This is a genomic window from Vibrio sp. M260121 (genome assembly GCF_036533715.1).
In the GTDB taxonomy this organism is placed as follows: Bacteria; Pseudomonadota; Gammaproteobacteria; order Enterobacterales; family Vibrionaceae; genus Vibrio.
Genome location: NZ_JATABF010000002.1, coordinates 14,514 through 33,850 on the forward strand (window position 1 = coordinate 14,514; position 19,337 = coordinate 33,850).

The window sequence follows — 19,337 nt, forward strand, 5'->3', positions numbered from 1 at the left end:
GGGATTTATAGGTATTAGCATGTCAGATATGACTCAAAAAGCGGTGAGTGATGCTGGTGCATACGATGTTTTAAAGACGCGTTTGTTGCAGCAAGGCAGCCAGCTAAAGTCTCTCTCCCAATCCTTCAATCAGCAACGCCAAGAAACGTTTGGCGGCCAAGATTTTAAATTGATCGGCAAGGTCAATGTTCAAACCGATGCTAAGTGCATTCCAATCGATATGGCTCAGGTAAACCAGCATTTATTGTTCGGTTATCATGTGCAAGTTGGGATGAAAGCGACGCCTTCATTAGACGATGTGTTTGGGCTTTATCACCTCCATGAAAATGAAGGGACATTTCGTGTTGAGCCGCTTCCACTTGAATCCAGTTTTTTATCCGATTCCCGTTTTACCCATGAATTGACGGAACTGTTTACTTACTACCGAGACGCAAAGCTTTCTCAAATCTCTCGTCAAGAAAGCACGCTTTATATCGCCTTCCAAATTGGCATGCGTCCAGAAGACAGAAAAGTTTTCCGTTTTCAGATCAACGCTCATTCTATCGAGTACATTGATTCCCTAGGTCAGAACGCCTTAACCAGTGTTCCTCAACATGATTTTGATTGGATCCCAACAACGCGAGATGACCACGTGCTTGGCGATCATCCGCACGTGTCTATTCAAGATAAGTTGTTTGTTGAATGTGTTGGCGGGGACTTAACCATCAAGGTCGAAGACAATACCAAAGATGGTAAAGGTATCTATAGAGAAGACGTTGAAGACCCACACCAAAGCGTGGCTGACGCACACATCGATTACGCGTTTGTCGGAGACTTAATTGCACTACGAGTAAAGCCAAACCGAGAAAAACACGCTCGATACTTCCTCTACAATTCAGTGACTCAGTCCGTCGTAAGGGCTGATGCATTAGGGGCAAGCGCAAAAACGCTACCTGAAGATCATGGCGTGCTGTACGCCAATGGCTACGTTCTATCTAATGGTGAAGACAAACAGTTCGCCTTTGACGCTGACCAGCTCAAGTTCTTCCAGCAGATCACGTCACCGAATGGTGAGGATATTCTTTATATCTTTTTCAACGCCGTTGAAGGTTATTACATCGCGTACACCTACAACTTGATTGAGAAGAAATTTGAAGCACCAATGGAGAGCCACGGTTACAGCTTATACCCAGATGGCCGCTGGTTAGTGTTTCAATTGTCTGAGAATGAAGAGGCGTCGACCATCCACCCAATGAGAATTTGGGACACGCCATTTTCTACCCCAGAGCACTATGCGAAAGTCAATGCGCAAACCCAAGGCAGCAGTCCACTGTTCAATCTTGGTAATACTGAGTTGGTTCGAGCGCTGTCTTCTGTTCTTTCGATTTGCCAATTAGCGCAGAGTGAAGAAGTAACTCAAGCTGCCTATGAAGTACTTATCAAGCAGTGTCGCTCGACCCTCGATCACTACACTTGGCTCAATCATGATTACGCTTGCGGAATAGGTAGTGCGATCAATGAACTCATGGGGACTACCGATAAGATCATCGATGAGTTTGCCAAAGTTCAGCAGTTACAAAAACATGCTTCCAGCAGCCTTGATGAGCAAAAATCGGCAGTTTCCGAGCTCATTGGCAAAATCAAACTGGCCCCCAAAGAGCAAGCGAACACATTACTGAGTTTGCTTAGTGAAGTAAAAGGGCAAGTCGGTGTGACTATGTCGCTCCGTCAGCAACATTACATTGATGAAGTTCAAGTTGACCGTTTGCTTGAGGAATTACAGGCACAACGCGAGTCACTTAATCTGCATTTGCTCACCCTTCTTCAAGACGAAAAAGCGTACGTCCCTTTCAAGAAGCAAATTCAAAAAATTGAATTACAGCTCGAAGAAGTAACCAAAACGGCGGAGATTCAGAAGCTTAATGAAGAAGTGGAAACGCTTCGTCATGAGCTCCAGATAGTGACGGAAGAAGTCACGGACATCGAAACAGAAGATCCGACACAAGCTACTCGGATCTTAGACCTCACCACAGAAGTAACGTCGCTGCTTAACACTGTTTCAGCCAAGCTAAGAGCAAAGTCTCAAGGTTTACAAAGTGAAGAAGCTCAAGCGGAATTCAGTGCTCAATTTAAGCTACTCAGCCAGTCGGTGAGCAGTGCAATGGAGCAAGCGTTAACGCCAGACGATTGTGATACCCAGCTTGCTAAGCTTGTTGGGCAATTGGATAAGTTAGAGTCGCGCTTCGCGGATTTCGACCAGTTTTTAAGCGAGATTTATTCAAAGCGTGATGAGATCCAATCAACGTTGGATAACCACAAGCAACAGCTTATTGCAGGTCAACAACGTCGAGTACAAAACTTACTTCAAGCCGCCAACGTCACCATGAGCAGCATAGAAAAACGCGTTGAGCGATTCGATGATGTTGCAGGGCTAAACAGCTACTTTGCCACCGACGCAATGGTTCTCAAGCTACAACAGTTGTCTCAGACTATTCGTGAGCTTGGCGACAGTGTCAAAGCAGACAGCGTTGACTCAAAATTGAAGTCGCTTCAAGACCAATCGTTACGCGCATTACGAGATAACCAAGACATCTTCGAGAAAGGTGGTACGGTTCTACGCTTGGGCAAGCATAGATTTAGCGTCAACCAGCAGCCACTTGACCTTAGTTTGGTCGATCAAAGTGGAGAGTTGGCGCTACACATCTCCGGTACGGATTTTTACCAAGCGGTAGAAGACAAAGCATTTCTCGACCTGCAAACCGTTTCTCGTTTAGACGTTGCCTCAGAGAGTGAGGACGTCTATCGAGCGGAGTTTCTTGCGTACTTAATCTTGCATCAAGCGTCTATCAATCAAGATGGGCAGAGCCTAGATAAGCTTTATGAAGCTTTGAGAGAAGATAAGTTGAACGAACTTGTTCATCGCTTTGCTGCACCACGTTATCGAGAAGGGTATGTCAAAGGTATCCACGACCATGATGCGGTCAACATTTTACGTAAAGTGCTGCCTGTTTATCAGCAAGCGGGGCTACTGCGTTACAGCCAAACCGCGCGCTCGAAGGCTATCTTGTGGCTATTAGAGCAAGATGCTGACCAAATAGATCGTTATCAACAACAGGCGCAAAACGCGAAGTTATTGCGAGAGCATTTAAATGCATCGCAAGCGTATCAAGAGCTGCAAAAACAACTGGTTGATTCCCTAAATGATGATCAACATGAAGCCGCTGACTACCTTGCGCAGCTATTGAGTGAGCAAGATTGGCAAATCGAAGTGAGTCAGGATTCCCTTTCTCTCTGCGAAGATTATTTGCAATTTAGACGCAGTTTGGGCTGGCAACCTCAACCGCTCAGCTTTACCGAATCATTTAACGATCATCATCAGTGGTTAAGTGCGTACACTGCGAAAAAGCAATACGGTCAGGCATTCGTATGCGAAGCGGCGACGGTTGCTGTGGTGAATACCTTGTCTGAGAAAAGGCTAGCCAGTGTCGACTTTTCATTAGTGTGTCATGTCGAAGGGTTACTGGGAGAGCACACACGAATTAGCAAAGGCAGTTTAGAGCTCGTATTGGATGACTTTATTCAAAGAAATGAACATCACCGAAGCTCGGTCGTTCCGAATTTTGAAGCTTATCTATCCCAGCGCACCCAGTTGTTGAGTTCTGCTAAGGAAGATTTCCGTCTTAGTGAGTTTAAACCTCGCCCATTAACGTCATTTGTGCGCAACAAGCTGATCAGTGAGAGCTACTTACCTCTTATTGGCGACAACTTTGCTAAGCAAATGGGTACGTTAGGCGATAAAAAGCGTACTGACTTGATGGGGATGCTACTTCTTATCTCTCCGCCTGGTTATGGTAAAACGACGTTAATTGAGTATGTTGCACACAAATTAGGTTTGGTGTTCATGAAGATCAATGGCCCATCCATCGGTCATCAAGCAACATCCCTCGACCCCGCTGACGCCCCTGATCAAAATGCGGCGCGTGAAATTGAGAAAATTAACCTCGCTTTCGAGATGGGCAACAACGTGTTGCTGTACTTGGATGATATTCAACATACCCATCCCGAATTCTTACAGAAATTCATCTCACTCTGTGATGGCACGCGTCGCATAGAAGGCACTTGGAAAGGGAAAACGAAAACCTACGACATGCGCGGCAAAAAGTTTGCTGTCGTGATGGCGGGTAACCCGTACACCGAGAGTGGCGAAGCATTCAGAATCCCAGATATGTTGGCTAACCGTGCGGACATCTACAACCTCGGTGATATGCTCTCTGACCAGAAATCGATCTTCGATTTAAGCTTTATCGAAAACTCGCTCACCTCCAACAACGTGCTTGCGCCTTTAGCAACGCGAGACCTGAATGATTTGTATCGCTTTGTCAGAATGGCAGAGGGAGAAAGCATCGCGCTGAGTGAGATGAGCCATTCGTACTCTGCGATCGAATCTAGCGAGATCGTGACAACCTTGCAAAAACTGATCATGGCGCAGCAAATTGTCTTGAAGGTGAATCAGCAGTACATCAAGTCAGCCGCAACAGCGGATCAGTATCGTGTCGAACCTCCCTTCAAGCTGCAAGGCTCGTATCGAAACATGAATAAACTGGCGGAGAAAATCTCGTCAGTGATGACTGACCAAGAGATGAACACACTGCTTCAAGATCACTATCAGGGTGAAGCACAAACACTGGCCGCGGGCACTGAGGAGAACCTACTCAAGCTTGCAGAGTTACGTGGTGACATGACGGATGAACAACAAGCACGTTGGTCTGAAATCAAAGAAGGGTATCAGCGTCAGCAAATGATGGGTGATTCCGAAGACCGAGCAGGACAGGTTGTGCAGCAACTTGCTATGTTGAATCAACATGTTGCTCGATTTGGTCGTCATGATCAGGAGGGAAGCTAAATGAATCGACAGAAATGGTCTGCGTGGTTAGAGGCTTCGATACAAGATTATCGCCTAGATGATAGTGAGCGAAGAGAGCTCCAATCAGAGCTGCAGGACTCGGTATTAAGTCATGAAGACCGCGCCTACCTGCGTAATATGAGCTTTAAGCTCGTGCAGCAAGAAATCCAAAATCAAGGTGATGCAGCCGCTTTAGTTCGTTGGTTGGAGCGCGTGGTCAAAGTTTTAGACAATGTCATGAGTGAGAACTCGGCAGACACCGCGTCGAGCTGGTTTTCTCCGGGTAGAGCGTGTGCGTCCGGCATCATTGAACAGCTGAAGCTGGCTCGTCACTCGGTGGACATTTGTGTTTTCACTATCGCGGATAACGACTTAACCGATCAGATCCTCGCCGCGCATAAAAGAGGCGTGACGGTCCGAATCGTGACCGACAACGACAAAATGTACGATAAAGGCAGTGATGTTGAATACCTTGCAGCACAGGGCGTGGCGGTCAAAATTGATACGACTCGATACCACATGCACCATAAGTTCGCGATCTTCGACCAACAGCGGTTGATTAATGGCAGCTTTAACTGGACACGCAGCGCTTCTAAATACAATCAGGAAGATATCACGCTTACCGACGACCGCAGGTTTGTTTCTGCGTTCTTAAGACAATTTGAAACGCTATGGCAGAAGTTTCCTTGCCATAAGCCTTCATAAATATAGGGAGATCCCATGACCGAATTGATGAATTCTGAACATCAGGTACTTGAGGTGGACGCTACTCCTCAAATCGTCGCACTCGCAGAGCAATTTGATGCGTTTGATAGCGTAGCGACGATCACTTTTGGTAAAGAGGCGCTGGAAAAAATCACCGCTTTCTCTGACGAAGTGTTAGAGCAAGTTCGTGTTCGCGACAGTGGTGAAGCGGGCGATATTTTGCATGCAATGGTATCGTCTATGGACAGCGCTGAATTCTCAAATCTAGGCAAAACCAGCTTGTTATCGAGACTTCCTCTAGTCGGTGAGCTTTTTGATTCATTCAAAAAATTCTCGGCAAGTTTTGATTCAGTGAAAAGCCAATTGGAACAGCTTTCAGGACGTTTAGAAGCACAAGAGATGAAGTTGGCTCATGATATTAGCCAGCTCGATACGCTCTATGACCATAATTTAGAATTGCTCGGCGGATTAGAGCAGTACATCGCCGCTGGTAAGTACAAGTTAAACCAGCTTACGCAAAATGTATTACCAAGCTTACTGGCACAATCTGAGCAAAGTGGTGACGCGTTAGATGCCCAGAAATACCGTGATGCGACTCAAGCCGTTGCGCGTTTAGAAAAGCGCGTGCATAACCTTGAGCTCACTCGCCTGGCTGCTATCCAAACCGCACCTCAGATTCGATTGTCTCAAGAAGGCAATAAAATGCTGATGGAAGACATTCAAGATATCGTGCACAACACTTTCCCATTGTGGAAGCGTCAATTCTTGATTGCGATTTCCAATTATGAAAAAGAGAAAGCGTTGAAGGTAACGCGTGCGGTGAAGGATTACACCAATAAGCAATATGTGCAAAACGCAGAGAAACTGAAGGCGTTAGAAGAACAAATTGCAGAAAACTACCAGCGTGGCATTCTCGATCTCGATTCTCTAGAGACCGTGAATCAACTGACGATAGAAACGTTGAACAATACGCTATCGCGAGTGAAGGAAGGCAGAGCACAACGCGAGCAGGCTCAACAAGTGATTGAGCGAGCAGAAGCAGAACTTAAACAAGCTCTTGAGCAAACCTTGTAAGGTGAACCATCGAGAAATCACTCCCTCACTCATTTTTTATCTACTTTTAACGAGTAATAGAAAATAGGGAGTGATTTTTTTGGTAAAAGAGACAGCGTGGCTTTATCCCAAACTTAAGCGAGACCACACTGCGGTGATTGCGCTTACATGTGACCAGAACCGTGGAACATGCCACCGAACATTCCGCCAAATATCATCCCTAAAATGCTGAAGATGATCCCTAGAATGATCATCGCAGGAATTGAAGCGATAGCGAACTTGACCATAAAGATCACCATCGACATAAATGGCATTTTAATATCAACAACCGTCACTTCTTGTTTTGAATTTTCATCAGACACGAGCGCTCTCCTAAATTTGCATTCTGAATATGCAGCCAGTTTATTACACCTAAACACAAGAAAACGTTGAACTACTTTGCGCTTTTCTCTTTATGGGATAACAACTGATTAATCTGAGAAATACGGCACGCTATGAATCGCTATCAGAAGCGGGTAAAACCTTTCAATCAAGCGCCGGATAATCGGTATAGCCGTGTTCATTACCACCAAAAAGCGTAGAGCCATCCAGTTCAGCCAGAGGTTGTTGGTGCTGTAAGCGCGCCACCAAATCTGGGTTAGAAACAAACGGGCGTCCAAACGCGACTAAATCCGCATAACCTTTCTCAAGCACCTCGTCAGCACGCTCTTGGGTGTAACTGCCAGCGACGATAATCGTGTTGGTGAAGTATTCGCGCAGCTCGATACGGAAACTTTCTGGAATCACTGGTGCGTCATCCCAATCCGCTTCAGACAGGTGCAAGTACGCAATATCACGAGCTTGAAGTTGTTTCGATGCATCGAGAATGGTCGGAACAATGTCAGGGCAGTTCATGTCCTTGAAAGTGATGAATGGCGCGAGTCGTACTCCCACTTTGTTGGCACCGATAGCTTCGCTCACCGCATCGACCACTTCTAATAAAAAGCGAAGTCGGTTTTCGCGAGTACCGCCGTAGTTGTCGGTTCTGTGGTTTGAATTGGTACGCAGGAACTGGTCAATCAGGTAACCATTACCGCCGTGGATTTCAACGCCATCGAAGCCTGCTTCAATCGCGCGTTTCGCTGCATTGGCAAAATCACTCACAACACGGTCAATATCGGCTTGAGTCATGGCTCGTGGCTCTACACAATCGACCATGTTGCCATTACCTTGTTCGTCGGCAATCCACACTTGGGTTTCTACTGGCTTTAGTGCTGATGGGGCAATAGGCTGTTCGCCTTTTTGGAATGTCGGGTGTGATACACGGCCAACATGCCATAACTGACAAAACATCGCTGCGCCTTGCTCTTTTGCTGCTTGAGTGATGGTTTTCCAGCCAGCCACTTGTTCATCAGTGTAGACGCCTGGTGTGAACGAGTAACCTTGTGAATCGTCTGAAATCTGGGTGGCTTCAGAGATGATTAACCCTGCGGTAGCGCGCTGCTTGTAGTAAGTCGCCATCATTTGGTTTGGAATGTTGCCCGGTTGGCTAGTGCGCGCTCGGGTCATTGGTGCCATGACTACGCGGTTTTGTAGAGTTAGTTGTTTCAGCTGTGCTGGTTCAAATAGCTTGCTCATGATCGATTCCTTACTTAAGTAGTGGCACTTGGGTTTTGTTGCTTACCGATTCCATCCAATCTTTCACGGTGTTGTCCCATTGGATTTCTGCGGCGCTGAAGAACCCGCGCAAAATAGAAAATAGGATCGCTTCGTCTACCAACGTCACATGCTGGTAGGAATCGAGATTCAACACGCTTTTCGCACGTTTAATGAGTGCTTCGACCTCTTTGGCAATGTTTGGTGTGTCTTGCAGAAGTGCGTCAAAATTGAGTGCTTCCGTTTCCTTTTTCGCGCGCCAAGCGAGCTGTGCAGACTGAGTGGAAAACTCTGGTAAATCAATGTTTGACCAACGTGGGTAACCCACCTTCTGCAGTGGAAGAAACGCGATTTTTTGCCAATCCAGTGCTTGTTGAGATGGTTGGCTTGTTTCACTTGATGTAGCCAGTTCAAGGAAGTAAGCGATGATATCTAGGCTTTCTGCCATCGCTTCACCGTTGTCTTTGATAAGAAGTGGTACTTGTTTGGTTCCAATCAGGTCTGTTGTGGTTTTGTCATCGTCATAAGCAATATTGATGACGTCGAGTTGGATATTCAGCATGCCAGCAACATAGCGGACGCGAGCACTGAATGGGCAATGTTCGTAAATGTAGAGTTTCATAGTGTTTTCCTATCGATTCGTATTGGGTAGCCCCGCTTGTTCGGGAGGCGTTAAGTCAGGGCTACCAGTAGGGATGAAATTAGTTGTTGAAGCTTGGCGCTAAGTCGGTTTCTTTGCTTTCTTTGCGGTTCGCCTTGGCGATGAATAGCAGACCAATCAGTGGAACAATGATGGCTGCGTAAGGGATCATGCCTGCGCCCATTTGGCTATCGAGCACCATGCCGCCTAAGAAGCCGCCAAAGGCATTGGCTAAGTTGAACGCAGAGATGTTTGCCGTCGCCGCTAATTCTTGACCTTCACCACCGTGGTTCATTACTCGAAGCTGCATTGCTGGCACGTTAGCGAATGACGCAATACCAAATACAAAGGCGGTGGCAATAAACAGCACTTTACTGTCGACAGTTAGGCCGACCAGTACCAGTGACACAATCATCGCGATAGCCCAGAACATGGACGCTTTTTGTAGGTTTTTATCTGATGAACGACCACCCATGGTGTTGCCGATAATCAGACCGACACCAACGATAACCAAAATCCAAGTCACGGCACTTTCACCAAACCCAGTGATGTGCATGGCGATAGGGGCGATGTAGCCATACAAAGTCATAAACCCCGACCAAGCAAATACGGTGATCGCAAGGCTGATAAGTAGCATTGGGTTTTTGAACGCAGCCAATTGCGCTTTGACATCTTTTGCTTCGCCATGACCAGTCGATTTGATCACTGTAGTGATGAAGAACAGAGCCACTAAACCGAAAGCAGCAACGGTCAAGAAAGTGGTGTGCCAGCCGAATTGCAAGCCAATCCAAGTACCGCCAGGCACACCTAAAACGTTAGCCAGTGTTAGGCCTGCGAACATCTGTCCGACCGCACGACCTGCCATTTTTTCTGAAACCAAATTGGTCGCGACCACGGCTCCGATACCGTAGAAAGGACCTTGAACCAAGCCTGTGATCACTCGACTGACCATCAACACAAAGTAGTTCGGTGCGAAAGCGGACAATACGTTGCCGAGAATAAATAGCACCATTAGCCCAGCTAGTACGGCTTTCTTGTTAAAGCGTGCTAAGTAAATCGTAAGTAGCGGGCCGCCAAACACAATGGCAAGCGCGTAGGCACTGATTAGGTAACCCGCTTGCCCTTCCGTGATGGACAAAGAGTTGGCGACTTGAGGAAGGATTCCTGCGATAACAAATTCCGCGGTACCGATAGCAAAAGCTGCAAGCGTTAAAATCCATACCTGCAGAGGCATTTTTTCTTTATTCATGGGGAGTCTCTTTTTTATTTCGTTTGAACCCATTGGTGCCATGCTTTTTTCTTGCTCTGGCACCTTGTTTTTATTGGCGGTTAGCTAAGCATGTGTTGTTAGCCAAGCAGTGCGCCACCATCGACATCAATCACGGCGCCGGTCATGTAGCTGTTTTCAATCAGAAGTAGGTAAGCTTTTGCAACGTCACTGGCTTCGCCAACTTTGCCTACGGGCAAGCTATTTTGTGTGCGTTTGAACATGGCATTTCTGTCGTCTTCGTTCATGCCTTGATAGGCCTCAGTTCTAGTCAAACCTGGGCTGACCGCATTCACTCTGATCGGAGCTAATTCTTTCGCCAGTACTTTCGTGGTTGCTTCAATGGCAGCGTTGATGGCGGTTTTTACGTAGGTGTTAGCGACAACTTTGCGCGACAACATGCCAGACGTTAGCGTGATTGAGCCGCCTTTCTTGATGTAGCGTGCTCCATGTTTTGCCGCGTTGATGGCACCCCAAAATTTGGTATCAAAAGCGTATTTCGCTTGGGAAACATCCACGTCCACTACTTTGCCTGCTGGAGCATAAGAACCTGCCGTGACGATCAGGTGGTCAAAAGCACCAATGGTTTCGAAGTAGTGGTAAACCGATTGTTCATCGCTGATGTCTAGCCCTGTTTTGCGGCTTGCTACGTGGACAACCGCATTGTCGCTCGCAAGTTGTTGGCTAAGTTCAGCACCAATACCTGATGTGCCACCTAGTACGACGTAAACAGTTTTTTCTGTTTTCATGATTTGTTTCTCCAATCTCGTTTCGATGGGGTCAGTATATTGATTGGAATAAATTTGATAATTGGCTAATATTTGAATTGATTATTCAGCTCAGGTGAATAATGAGATTTGAGGAGTGAATGTGGACAAGTTTTCGGATATGACGCTGTTTGTCAGCATAGTGAAGAACCAAGGGCTGGCGGCGGCAGGTAGAGAGCTCGGCTTTTCGCCAGCAACAGTAACGGCAAGATTACAGTCGCTGGAAGACCGTTATGGGGTGAAATTGCTTAATCGCAGTACAAGGCATATCTCGTTGACGGACTCTGGCGCGATGTACCATCAGGCATGCCTGGAAATCATCGACAGCGTTAAAGAGACGGAGAACTTACTCCAAACTGGCACCAAAGAAGTGCGCGGCACACTTAAAATCTCGGCTCCTCGTGATATTGGCAAGCAATATATTTCGCCAATACTGTCGGAATTTAGCCAGCTCTATCCCGATGTGATCCCTTATCTGTACTTGAATGATAACTTATCCAACTTGGCAGAGTCCGGTTTGGATATCGTTATCCGATATGGTGAGTTAGCCGACAGCAACCTTATCTCTCGCAAACTGGCGTCCAGTCGCCGAGTACTTTGCGCTTCTCCTCTGTATTTGGCAAAGAAAGGCACGCCGATCACGCCACAAGATTTAGCACAGCACGATTGTTTAGCCATGGTTCGCAGTAATGAAGAGCTGAAAACATGGCATTTTCAAGATGAAGAGCAGCACAACGTTGTTACCTTCGTACCAAAGCGTTTTTCTGATGATGGCGAAGTGATTCGTCAATGGGCGTTAGATGGGGCGGGTATTGCATTGAAATCGATTCTCGATGTGCAAGAAGACATCAAACAGCAGCGTTTAGTGACGGTGTTAAATGGCTATATGAAGAACTTCAACGCATCAACTTCTTCTGCAGGTGCAGATTTGAACGTGATATACCTGAGCCGGCAGTATCAACCTAAGCGACTTCGTTTGTTTTTGGACTTCTTGATTGAGCGCTTCCATAGCCAGTTTCCTGAATAAGCAAGGCTTAGACGGTAACCTGCAATTGAGGCCATGTGATCAGCCAGTTTTTGGATTCTACCCGAGATTGAAACAGCGTTAATGTTCGCTTGGGATTGTAAGTAATCTGGCCTTCAAACAAAGACTCAAATCCGAACGCTGAAATGCACTCTATCTGTTTCTTTTCGTCCAATCTGGCAGCAACGGCCGTCTCTTTTTCTGGCCAGTAACTCATTGCATCGAAGGTGCTTTGGTATGGCTTATCACCATTCCTTAGGTGCATGTTTGCTTGATTGCGAACTTGCCAGTTGAGCTCTGGCATTAAGGCGTTTAGTTGAGCTTCGTGTTTGAAGTAGGCTTGTTCGTCCAACTCATTCGGATCGAAATAAACAACATCAAGATCGTTTAATGGTGTTGGATTTTGCTTTTGGTGAAGGTGATCCCAAACTAGATTTCGTACGAAGCCCGCAGCAATGTAGCAATCCGGTAAAGCCAGTGAACGAACACACTCCAAAGCTCTCATACGAGTAGAGTCGTTGAGCAATAATTGACTGAGCGCTTCCATTTCTAGTCAGCCTTTGCTGGTGGGTAGTTGTATGCCCAACTCTTCGCGTTTTCGTTTACTCAAGCCAAGTGCAACCAGCCGGTAGGATTCGGATATATAGTACTTTAGCTCTTCGTCTAAGCGTCCGGATGTTTCCGTTTGTTGAATCCATTTCATACCACGGTTTGCGAAATAAGGGGCAGGAATATAGCCCTCATAATCACTTAAAAAATCGAAGTTTAAAGGGGAAGTCTTAAACGTAAAGGTAGGCTGCTTGTCTTTACTCCAACCGCCAATAGCAAACACTTTTCCGCCTACTTTCCAAACGTGCGCGTCACCCCATTGAACAACATGAGAAGTGGCAGCGAATGAGCCGCAGAATTGATTAAATTCATCGTATGTCATCGTTACACCTCGTTCATTTTCAACTTAAATTCTGTGCCAGTTTCGTTATTCTTTCGATCAAAGCTAAGTGAGATTCCGAGGTCTCTCGTCGGTGACGATAAATTCCTACCGTTCCCGGTTTAGCTTTTTTTTCCATAGTTAGTTTCTGTAAACCGAACGACTCCAAATAATCACTCAGATGGCTGGTATAGGACATTACAGCAACGCTGTCTTTGAGGGTATCAATGCTTGCAAGTAATGAGTCAATTTCGTACGTCGGTCTATCATCCAGTTGCTGACGTTCCCTTTCGTTTTGCTTGGGAATTGGGTTGTCTAAAACATGGTTAAACTTTTTTGCATCATAGGTGACGGATAGGGCGGGGTATTCATGCAGCATTCGCTCTGTGACGACTTGACCGAGAAGAGGGTGGCTCGGTGAAACAAAGAAGTCATCAACAGTTTGAAATAAAGGAATAAAGGTAACATCACACTTTGACGATAACCCTACAATTTCATGACCAATGAAGAATTCAATTTGCTCATTAATCAAAGAATCCATTAAGCCCAAATGATTGCCAAATTCGACGTGTGTGGATGCGGATGGTTGATGAGACAAATGTTCATCTAAGGCTTGCTTTACGAACAAAGGCCACCAAGCGTCCCCGGTTCCTATTTTTATTTTGCCGACTTGATACTGCTTCCTTTCTTCAATGCCCTGCATCATTTGATTGTATTCGTGCTGCATCGCATCGCTATGACGATAGAGAATACGACCAAACTCGGTCAGAACCATGCCGCTTTGGTGGCGCTCAAAGAGTGTGACGCCAAGAGACTCTTCCAGCTTTTTTAAATTACTCGTCATTGTCGGTTGGCTTAGTCCGGCCATCCTTGCGGCGGCACTTATGCTTTGACAACGAGCAATCAGTAAAAATTGCTGTAGAGATTTGTCCATTGTTATTCCCCTTTGTGAAACAAGGTTTCTTGGGGGTATTGTGCACAATTTCTTTTATAAATCACAAATCTGCTATCTGACATAATTGAATTTATGAGTGTTTCATAGAACTAAATCACTATTGGTGGGCAACATATAGATATTGTCTATAAAGCTTTCGATGTTACCTATTTTTCTCTGAAGAGCGTCTTCCTTAGACTGTCGCCAAAATAACAATCTAAGGGATGAACATGAAACCAAGTATTATTGCGCTTGCTGTTGCTGCAACGATGGGGTTAGTTGGATGTGGTTCAGATTCTGATACCACGGAGGTAGTCGATAAACCGATTATTTCGGAAGACCTTTACTTACGTGGATTGAATGGCGATTGGGGGACTGCAGAACACGCGAAGCTGAACTATTTAGGGAACAATGAATATGAAACGGTGTTGCGTGTAGCGCGAGGCAGTAACCAATTCAAGATTGCCGATCCTGGCTGGCAAATCCAATACACTCATTTTGAACAGCCTGCGAGGTTTGATGAGGCTCAGGACTACTTACCAAAACCAGAAACGAATGAAGCGTGTATGAATGACGACTGTAATTCGGAAATCACGTTTGAAGATAAAGGTTACTATAAGTTCTCTGTGAGTTTTGCGGATGAAAGCAGTGCGACGATGACCGTAACAAAAGCCACGCAGGAAGAGGCAGAGAAGTATTACTCAGATGCTATTTTGGATCCTGAAATGGTGCATGAGGGGCATCAAGATAAAGAACTAAAACTGTTCCGAAACTATGATGACAGTAATGAAACAGTGACATTTTCAGTCAAGGATCCTAAAGCAGACCTGCGTGAATTTGGCATCTCAACCACGACGGAACTGCGAGACGCTCTGGATCAAGGCATGGTGATTACGGAGAAAGAAGGGCCTCGTGTGGTTTCTGGCGATCTCGCGTTTGATGCACTGTTCGCTTTGACGATGAAAGAGCTCGATCAACTTGCGGTGTCTGAGATCAAAGACGGCAATTACAACTACAACAAACCAATAAAGGCAGAAGTGTTTGAGACAGGTGCCAAGTGGCATTACGTTTGGACTCGTGATTTGGCATATGCGGCCGACCTTTCCCTTGCTTTGATGAATCCTACGCGTGTTGAAAACGGCTTGGAATTCAAATTATCAGCCTTCCGAGACTCAACAGATCAACAATACGATGGTGAGCAAATCGTCCAAGATACAGGCACTGGTGGCAGTTGGCCGATCAGTACCGATCGAACAACATGGGCCTTAGGGGCAGAACGTTTACTGTCGGCATTGGATGGCGAAGCTTACAACCAATTTGCAGAGCGCGCTTACAACGCGGTTAGCAACACGCTAGAAGCCGACCGTTTAGCGGCATTTGATCAAGATTCAGGCCTTTACACGGGAGAACAGTCGTTCTTGGACTGGCGTGAGCAGACATATTCTACGTGGACGCCTGATGATGTTAATGCGATTGGTAGTAGCAAAGCGTTGTCTACTAACGTGGTTCACTATCGAGCAATGCGCTTAGCAGCGAAGTTGGCAGAACAATTTGACTCAAAAAACGCGGTGAAATACGCAGATTGGGCTGATCAATTAAAAACGGCAATCAATACCCAGTTTTGGAATGAACAGCGTGGTATGTATGTGAGTTACTTGTTCGATAACGGGCAAGATATTGCGGTCGACAAATATGACATGCTTGGGGAAGCGCTGGCGATCATAAGCGGTATTGCAAGCAATGAACAAGCGAAGCAAATCATGGAAAACTATCCTCATAGTGAGTTTGGTGTGCCAGTTTACTTCCCTCAACAACCTGATGTTCCTGTGTATCATAACCGTGCTATTTGGCCATTTGTCACCGCATATAGCTTGCGCGCTGCACATCATACCCAAAACGTGGCAGCGGCTAACAATGCGATTCAATCCCTAGTTCGCGGCACCGCAACGAACCTATCAAATATGGAAAACTTGGAGTGGTTGTCTGGCAAGTCTTTCATCATTCATAGCGATCATGGTGCAGATGCTTCTCTAGATGGCCCAGTGATTAACTCGCAGCGTCAGTTATGGTCAGTCGGCGGTTACCTCAGCATGGTCGTAGAAACCATTTTTGGTATTCATACCGAAACAGGTCAATTGGAAGTGAAACCGTTTATTACCGCTTTGGTAAGAAACCAGATTTTTGCTCAATCTGACCAAATCAAGTTGGAAAACTTTAGCTTCAAGGGAAAAACTTACTCCGTGACGGTTAGTCTTCCTAAGGCGGATGGACAACTAAATGGTTATTACCCCGTTAACGAGGTGAGCGTGGACGCTAACGGTAATTATTCTGTCACACTCGGCAATGTTGTTAATGATGATAGCAGCGTCAACGTTATTGAAGGCGTGAAGCCATACGCAACAGAAAGTGCGCAAGTTTACTCTCCGCAAGAGCCTAAATTGGACCTTTCGCGCACGGGTGATAACGTCACTATTGATGTCACCAGTGCTTACAACATCAACCTCTACCGAAATGGTCAGCTTATCCAAAATAATGTAAACGGTAAGCAGTTCAGCGATACGCTCAATGGTTTTTCATGTTACTTAGCTGAAAGCATCAACGAACAAGGCTTCCGCTCCAACCCGAGTGAGCCAATGTGTATCGGCCAAGAAATCCGCGTAAAATTGGAAGGTGATTATCAACCTCTAACAGACGGTGTTGATGTGGTTAAGGTGGGTAAAGACAGCGGGGATGTAAATGGTCTGAGTGCTTTCACCGTTCCTACTAACGGGCGATACCAGTTGGCGGCGTGGTATAACAATAACCTAGGCCAACTAAATACCGGTATTACCAACGCAGTGAAAGAGCTTGAAGTTCTCGACGAATCTGGTCAGTCAGTTGGTAAAGGTTACATTCAAATGGGCCATATTGGTGAGAACAAAGGTATGCGTTACTCAACACCGATTGAAGTTTCCTTGGAACAAGGCAAATCATACCGATTGGTTCTCAAAGACCATTTCAATATGAGTTACTTGAAATCTAATGAAACCTACATTTACTCAGGTGGAGTAGATGGCGAGATGAATGAAGCGCAGATTGCTGATATCCGAATCACACCGCTTCAATAACGTGAATTGAAGTTCTAAGAAAAAGCCGCTGGTTTATCCAGCGGCTTTCTATTTAAGTAACCACTGGATGTTCGTTGTAACGTGAATGCTCAGAAAAGTGCTTACCAGCGCTTGGATTCCGACATGCTAGTGGAGAGATGGTCGATAAAGGCTCTTAATAACGGTGTGACTTGTTTACGTGTGCCATAGATGGCATGAACGCCTAACGTTTTTGGGTGCCATTCTGGTAACAGCTGAATCAACTTACCCTCAGTGAGCAAATCCTTCACGGTTGGGAAAGGCTGTAAGCTGACTCCGTTACCATTTAAAGCGGCAGCAAGCAGTACTTCTGGGGTATTCGCGCTGATATTGCCTTTGATGGAGACTGATTCATCACCGTTTGGTCCAGAAAATATCCACTCAGAACGACCAAAATAGCTAAAAGAGAGGCAATTGTGGTGCCCTAGGTCTTGGGCGTTTAACGGTGTGCCTTTTTGCTCGATATATTTGGGAGAAGCACATATCACCGAGCGGCATTCTCCTATTTGCTTTGCCACGATATTATCAGGCAGCTCATTGGTGATGCGTATGGCAAGATCAATGCGTGATTCCACGAGGTTTATGGTTTCATCTGTCGACACAATATCAATCGCCACATCAGGCCACTTTTCAACAAAGCTTGTGATTGCATCAATGAGGAAGCTACTCACAATGGAATAGCTTGCGGTAATACGCAATTGACCTTTTAGATTCACTCGATTTTGGTTTCGGATTCCGCTTAGGGATTCTTCAAGTGCAAGTAGCTCTCGTGCAATCTCAAGCGTCTCTTTCCCTGCACTGGTTAAGCTGAGGCTTCGAGTTGTGCGGTGGAGTAAACGAGTATCCATCCACTTTTCGAGCTCACTTAAATAACGTGTCACTTTGGTTCGTGAAAGATCGAGGTGCTCTGCTGCTGCACTCAAACTGCCACGCTCTACGATCGTGACAAAGACGTTCATTGCCTCAAGTCTGTCCATTCTGCTGTTTTACCTTAAGAAAATCACCGCCATAGTATATGTCCGGATTTCGCAACAGTGAAAGTTAATTTGCTGTCTATTTCATCTAAAACCAATCAAATACGATGACCTCAACAATAAACGAGCCGCATGAGTTGGTTCTCTAACACGGAATAAGATGATGAATAAGCGTTCAATTACTCTACTGATCACAGCACTAACGGCATCGAACTATGTGTCAGCTGCGGACTTAACGATTACCCACTACAACCCCGGTGAAAATGCGATCTTTCCTGCAAGCTCTGTGCTTGTTTCTGGTGAAAAAGAACTGATGTTGTTTGACGCACAATTTAGCGTCAAAGACGGAAAAAAATTGGTGGAACAGATTAAAAACAGTGGCAAAGAGCTGTCGATGATTTACATCAGCAGCGGTGACCCAGACTATTATTTTGGCCTAGAGCCTATTGTTGCGGCATTCCCTAATGTAAAAGTGGTTGCGAGCGAAGCGGTTGTTAAACATATCGAGCGAACAAAAGACGCAAAACTGGCGTACTGGGGACCGATTTTAAAAGAGGGGGCACCATCAAAAGTTGTTGTGCCTACGGTTCTCAACGACACCACTCTAACGCTTGAAGGTAAGCGCATTGAAGTAAAAGAAATCAATACTCATGATGCTTACCTTTGGGTACCTTCGGAGAAGACGGTATTTGGTGGAGTATCGGTTTACAGTGGCGTTCATGTTTGGATGGCGGACACTCAGTCGAAACAAGAGCGTACCCAATGGTCTCAATCGCTGGAGCGCATGAAAGCACTGAAACCACAAACCGTGATTCCGGGGCACTACCTTGGTGATATGCCGAAAGGTGTGGAAGGTGTTCAGTTCACCATGAACTACATCGCAGACATTGAGCAGACGTTAGAAAAATTAAGTAAGCCATCAGCAAGCGAGATTTCGGCAGCGATGAAGGCTAAGTACCCGAAGTTTGCTGCCACAGAAGGCGATTTAGAACTGGGCGCGAAAGTGCTAAGTGGTGAAATGGAGTGGCATTAATCTAAGCCTGTTATTTGCCATACTATCCAAAAACAGCCCCTCATTGTGAGGGGCTGTTGTCGTAATAGCTTTGCCACTTGTCGACGTGGTTTACGATGTGATTGCTGATGAGTGGTAAGTAATTAAAGGCGTGTTCAAAGCTTCAGAACAATTCTTGCCGAGTTACGTCACATACTGACACATTCAAAATCGGTACATGACCGATTAAATAACCATACAAAAAGTCATATTTTTGGTGTCACAGATGATTGGTGTATTTGTCCCCAATAAATACCTAGTCTAACGCGCAAATTATCTGTTAATTCATCACGGTGATGGACGTCATATAACTTGATACAGTTTGGCCAATTTAGTGTCTGTAGGGGTGTAA

General features: G+C 45.8%; 15 protein-coding genes. 6 read left to right on the plus strand and 9 right to left on the minus strand.

Going from position 1 to position 19,337, the window contains the following annotated elements:
* Positions 1–19 precede the first annotated feature (19 nt).
* From QTO06_RS01710 to QTO06_RS01720, 3 genes are read left to right on the plus strand one after another with little or no spacing between them, the layout of a single operon-like run.
* On the plus strand, positions 20–4,882 hold the full coding sequence (locus QTO06_RS01710) for a DNA repair ATPase (protein WP_331406671.1): 4,863 nt from the start codon (positions 20–22) through the stop codon (positions 4,880–4,882).
* Positions 4,883–5,587: a phospholipase D-like domain-containing protein gene (locus QTO06_RS01715; RefSeq protein WP_010645913.1), complete on the plus strand. Its 705-nt coding sequence runs from the start codon at positions 4,883–4,885 to the stop codon at positions 5,585–5,587.
* Positions 5,588–5,602: 15 nt separating this feature from the next.
* Positions 5,603–6,661, plus strand: coding sequence for a toxic anion resistance protein (locus tag QTO06_RS01720; protein ID WP_005429653.1), 1,059 nt, complete (start codon positions 5,603–5,605; stop codon positions 6,659–6,661).
* Between the two features lie 143 nt (positions 6,662–6,804).
* Here the strand turns inward: QTO06_RS01720 and QTO06_RS01725 are convergent, their stop codons facing one another.
* The 5 genes from QTO06_RS01725 to QTO06_RS01745 all read right to left on the minus strand — a co-directional run bounded on the left by QTO06_RS01725 (position 6,805) and on the right by QTO06_RS01745 (position 10,931).
* Positions 6,805–7,002, minus strand: coding sequence for a hypothetical protein (locus QTO06_RS01725; protein WP_005429656.1), 198 nt, complete (start codon positions 7,000–7,002; stop codon positions 6,805–6,807).
* Positions 7,003–7,165: 163 nt separating this feature from the next.
* A complete protein-coding gene (locus tag QTO06_RS01730) occupies positions 7,166–8,257 on the minus strand; it encodes an alkene reductase (RefSeq protein ID WP_331406672.1) in 1,092 nt (363 codons plus the stop codon).
* Between the two features lie 10 nt (positions 8,258–8,267).
* Positions 8,268–8,897 (minus strand): GrxB family glutaredoxin, encoded by a 630-nt coding sequence (locus tag QTO06_RS01735; RefSeq protein WP_331406673.1) that lies wholly within the window; start codon positions 8,895–8,897, stop codon positions 8,268–8,270.
* 79 nt (positions 8,898–8,976) lie between these two features.
* Complete coding sequence (locus QTO06_RS01740) at positions 8,977–10,164, minus strand: MFS transporter (RefSeq protein WP_331406674.1); 1,188 nt, start codon at positions 10,162–10,164, stop codon at positions 8,977–8,979.
* Between the two features lie 98 nt (positions 10,165–10,262).
* Complete coding sequence (locus QTO06_RS01745) at positions 10,263–10,931, minus strand: SDR family oxidoreductase (protein WP_331406675.1); 669 nt, start codon at positions 10,929–10,931, stop codon at positions 10,263–10,265.
* 121 nt (positions 10,932–11,052) lie between these two features.
* Between QTO06_RS01745 and QTO06_RS01750 the strand changes: the two genes are divergently transcribed.
* On the plus strand, positions 11,053–11,976 hold the full coding sequence (locus tag QTO06_RS01750) for a LysR family transcriptional regulator (protein ID WP_331406676.1): 924 nt from the start codon (positions 11,053–11,055) through the stop codon (positions 11,974–11,976).
* Positions 11,977–11,983: 7 nt separating this feature from the next.
* On the opposite strand, the gene QTO06_RS01755 is transcribed toward QTO06_RS01750, so the two are convergent.
* Genes QTO06_RS01755 through QTO06_RS01765 form a run of 3 tightly spaced genes read right to left on the minus strand, consistent with a single transcriptional unit; the run spans position 11,984 to position 13,835 of the window.
* Positions 11,984–12,520 (minus strand): nucleotidyltransferase family protein, encoded by a 537-nt coding sequence (locus QTO06_RS01755; RefSeq protein ID WP_331406677.1) that lies wholly within the window; start codon positions 12,518–12,520, stop codon positions 11,984–11,986.
* A gap of 6 nt (positions 12,521–12,526) precedes the next feature.
* Positions 12,527–12,904 (minus strand): MmcQ/YjbR family DNA-binding protein, encoded by a 378-nt coding sequence (locus tag QTO06_RS01760; RefSeq protein WP_331406678.1) that lies wholly within the window; start codon positions 12,902–12,904, stop codon positions 12,527–12,529.
* 19 nt (positions 12,905–12,923) lie between these two features.
* Positions 12,924–13,835, minus strand: a complete 912-nt coding sequence (locus QTO06_RS01765; RefSeq protein WP_331406679.1) for a LysR family transcriptional regulator — start codon at positions 13,833–13,835, stop codon at positions 12,924–12,926.
* Between the two features lie 230 nt (positions 13,836–14,065).
* Between QTO06_RS01765 and QTO06_RS01770 the strand changes: the two genes are divergently transcribed.
* A complete protein-coding gene (locus tag QTO06_RS01770) occupies positions 14,066–16,942 on the plus strand; it encodes an MGH1-like glycoside hydrolase domain-containing protein (RefSeq protein ID WP_331406680.1) in 2,877 nt (958 codons plus the stop codon).
* A 101-nt stretch (positions 16,943–17,043) separates the two neighbouring features.
* Here the strand turns inward: QTO06_RS01770 and QTO06_RS01775 are convergent, their stop codons facing one another.
* On the minus strand, positions 17,044–17,937 hold the full coding sequence (locus tag QTO06_RS01775) for a LysR family transcriptional regulator (RefSeq protein WP_331406681.1): 894 nt from the start codon (positions 17,935–17,937) through the stop codon (positions 17,044–17,046).
* Between the two features lie 160 nt (positions 17,938–18,097).
* On the opposite strand from QTO06_RS01775, the gene QTO06_RS01780 reads away from it, so the two are divergent.
* Positions 18,098–18,967 carry a Vmh family MBL fold metallo-hydrolase gene (locus QTO06_RS01780; protein WP_331406796.1) on the plus strand — a complete coding sequence of 290 codons (870 nt, stop codon included), beginning with the start codon at positions 18,098–18,100 and terminating at the stop codon, positions 18,965–18,967.
* Positions 18,968–19,337 lie beyond the last annotated feature (370 nt).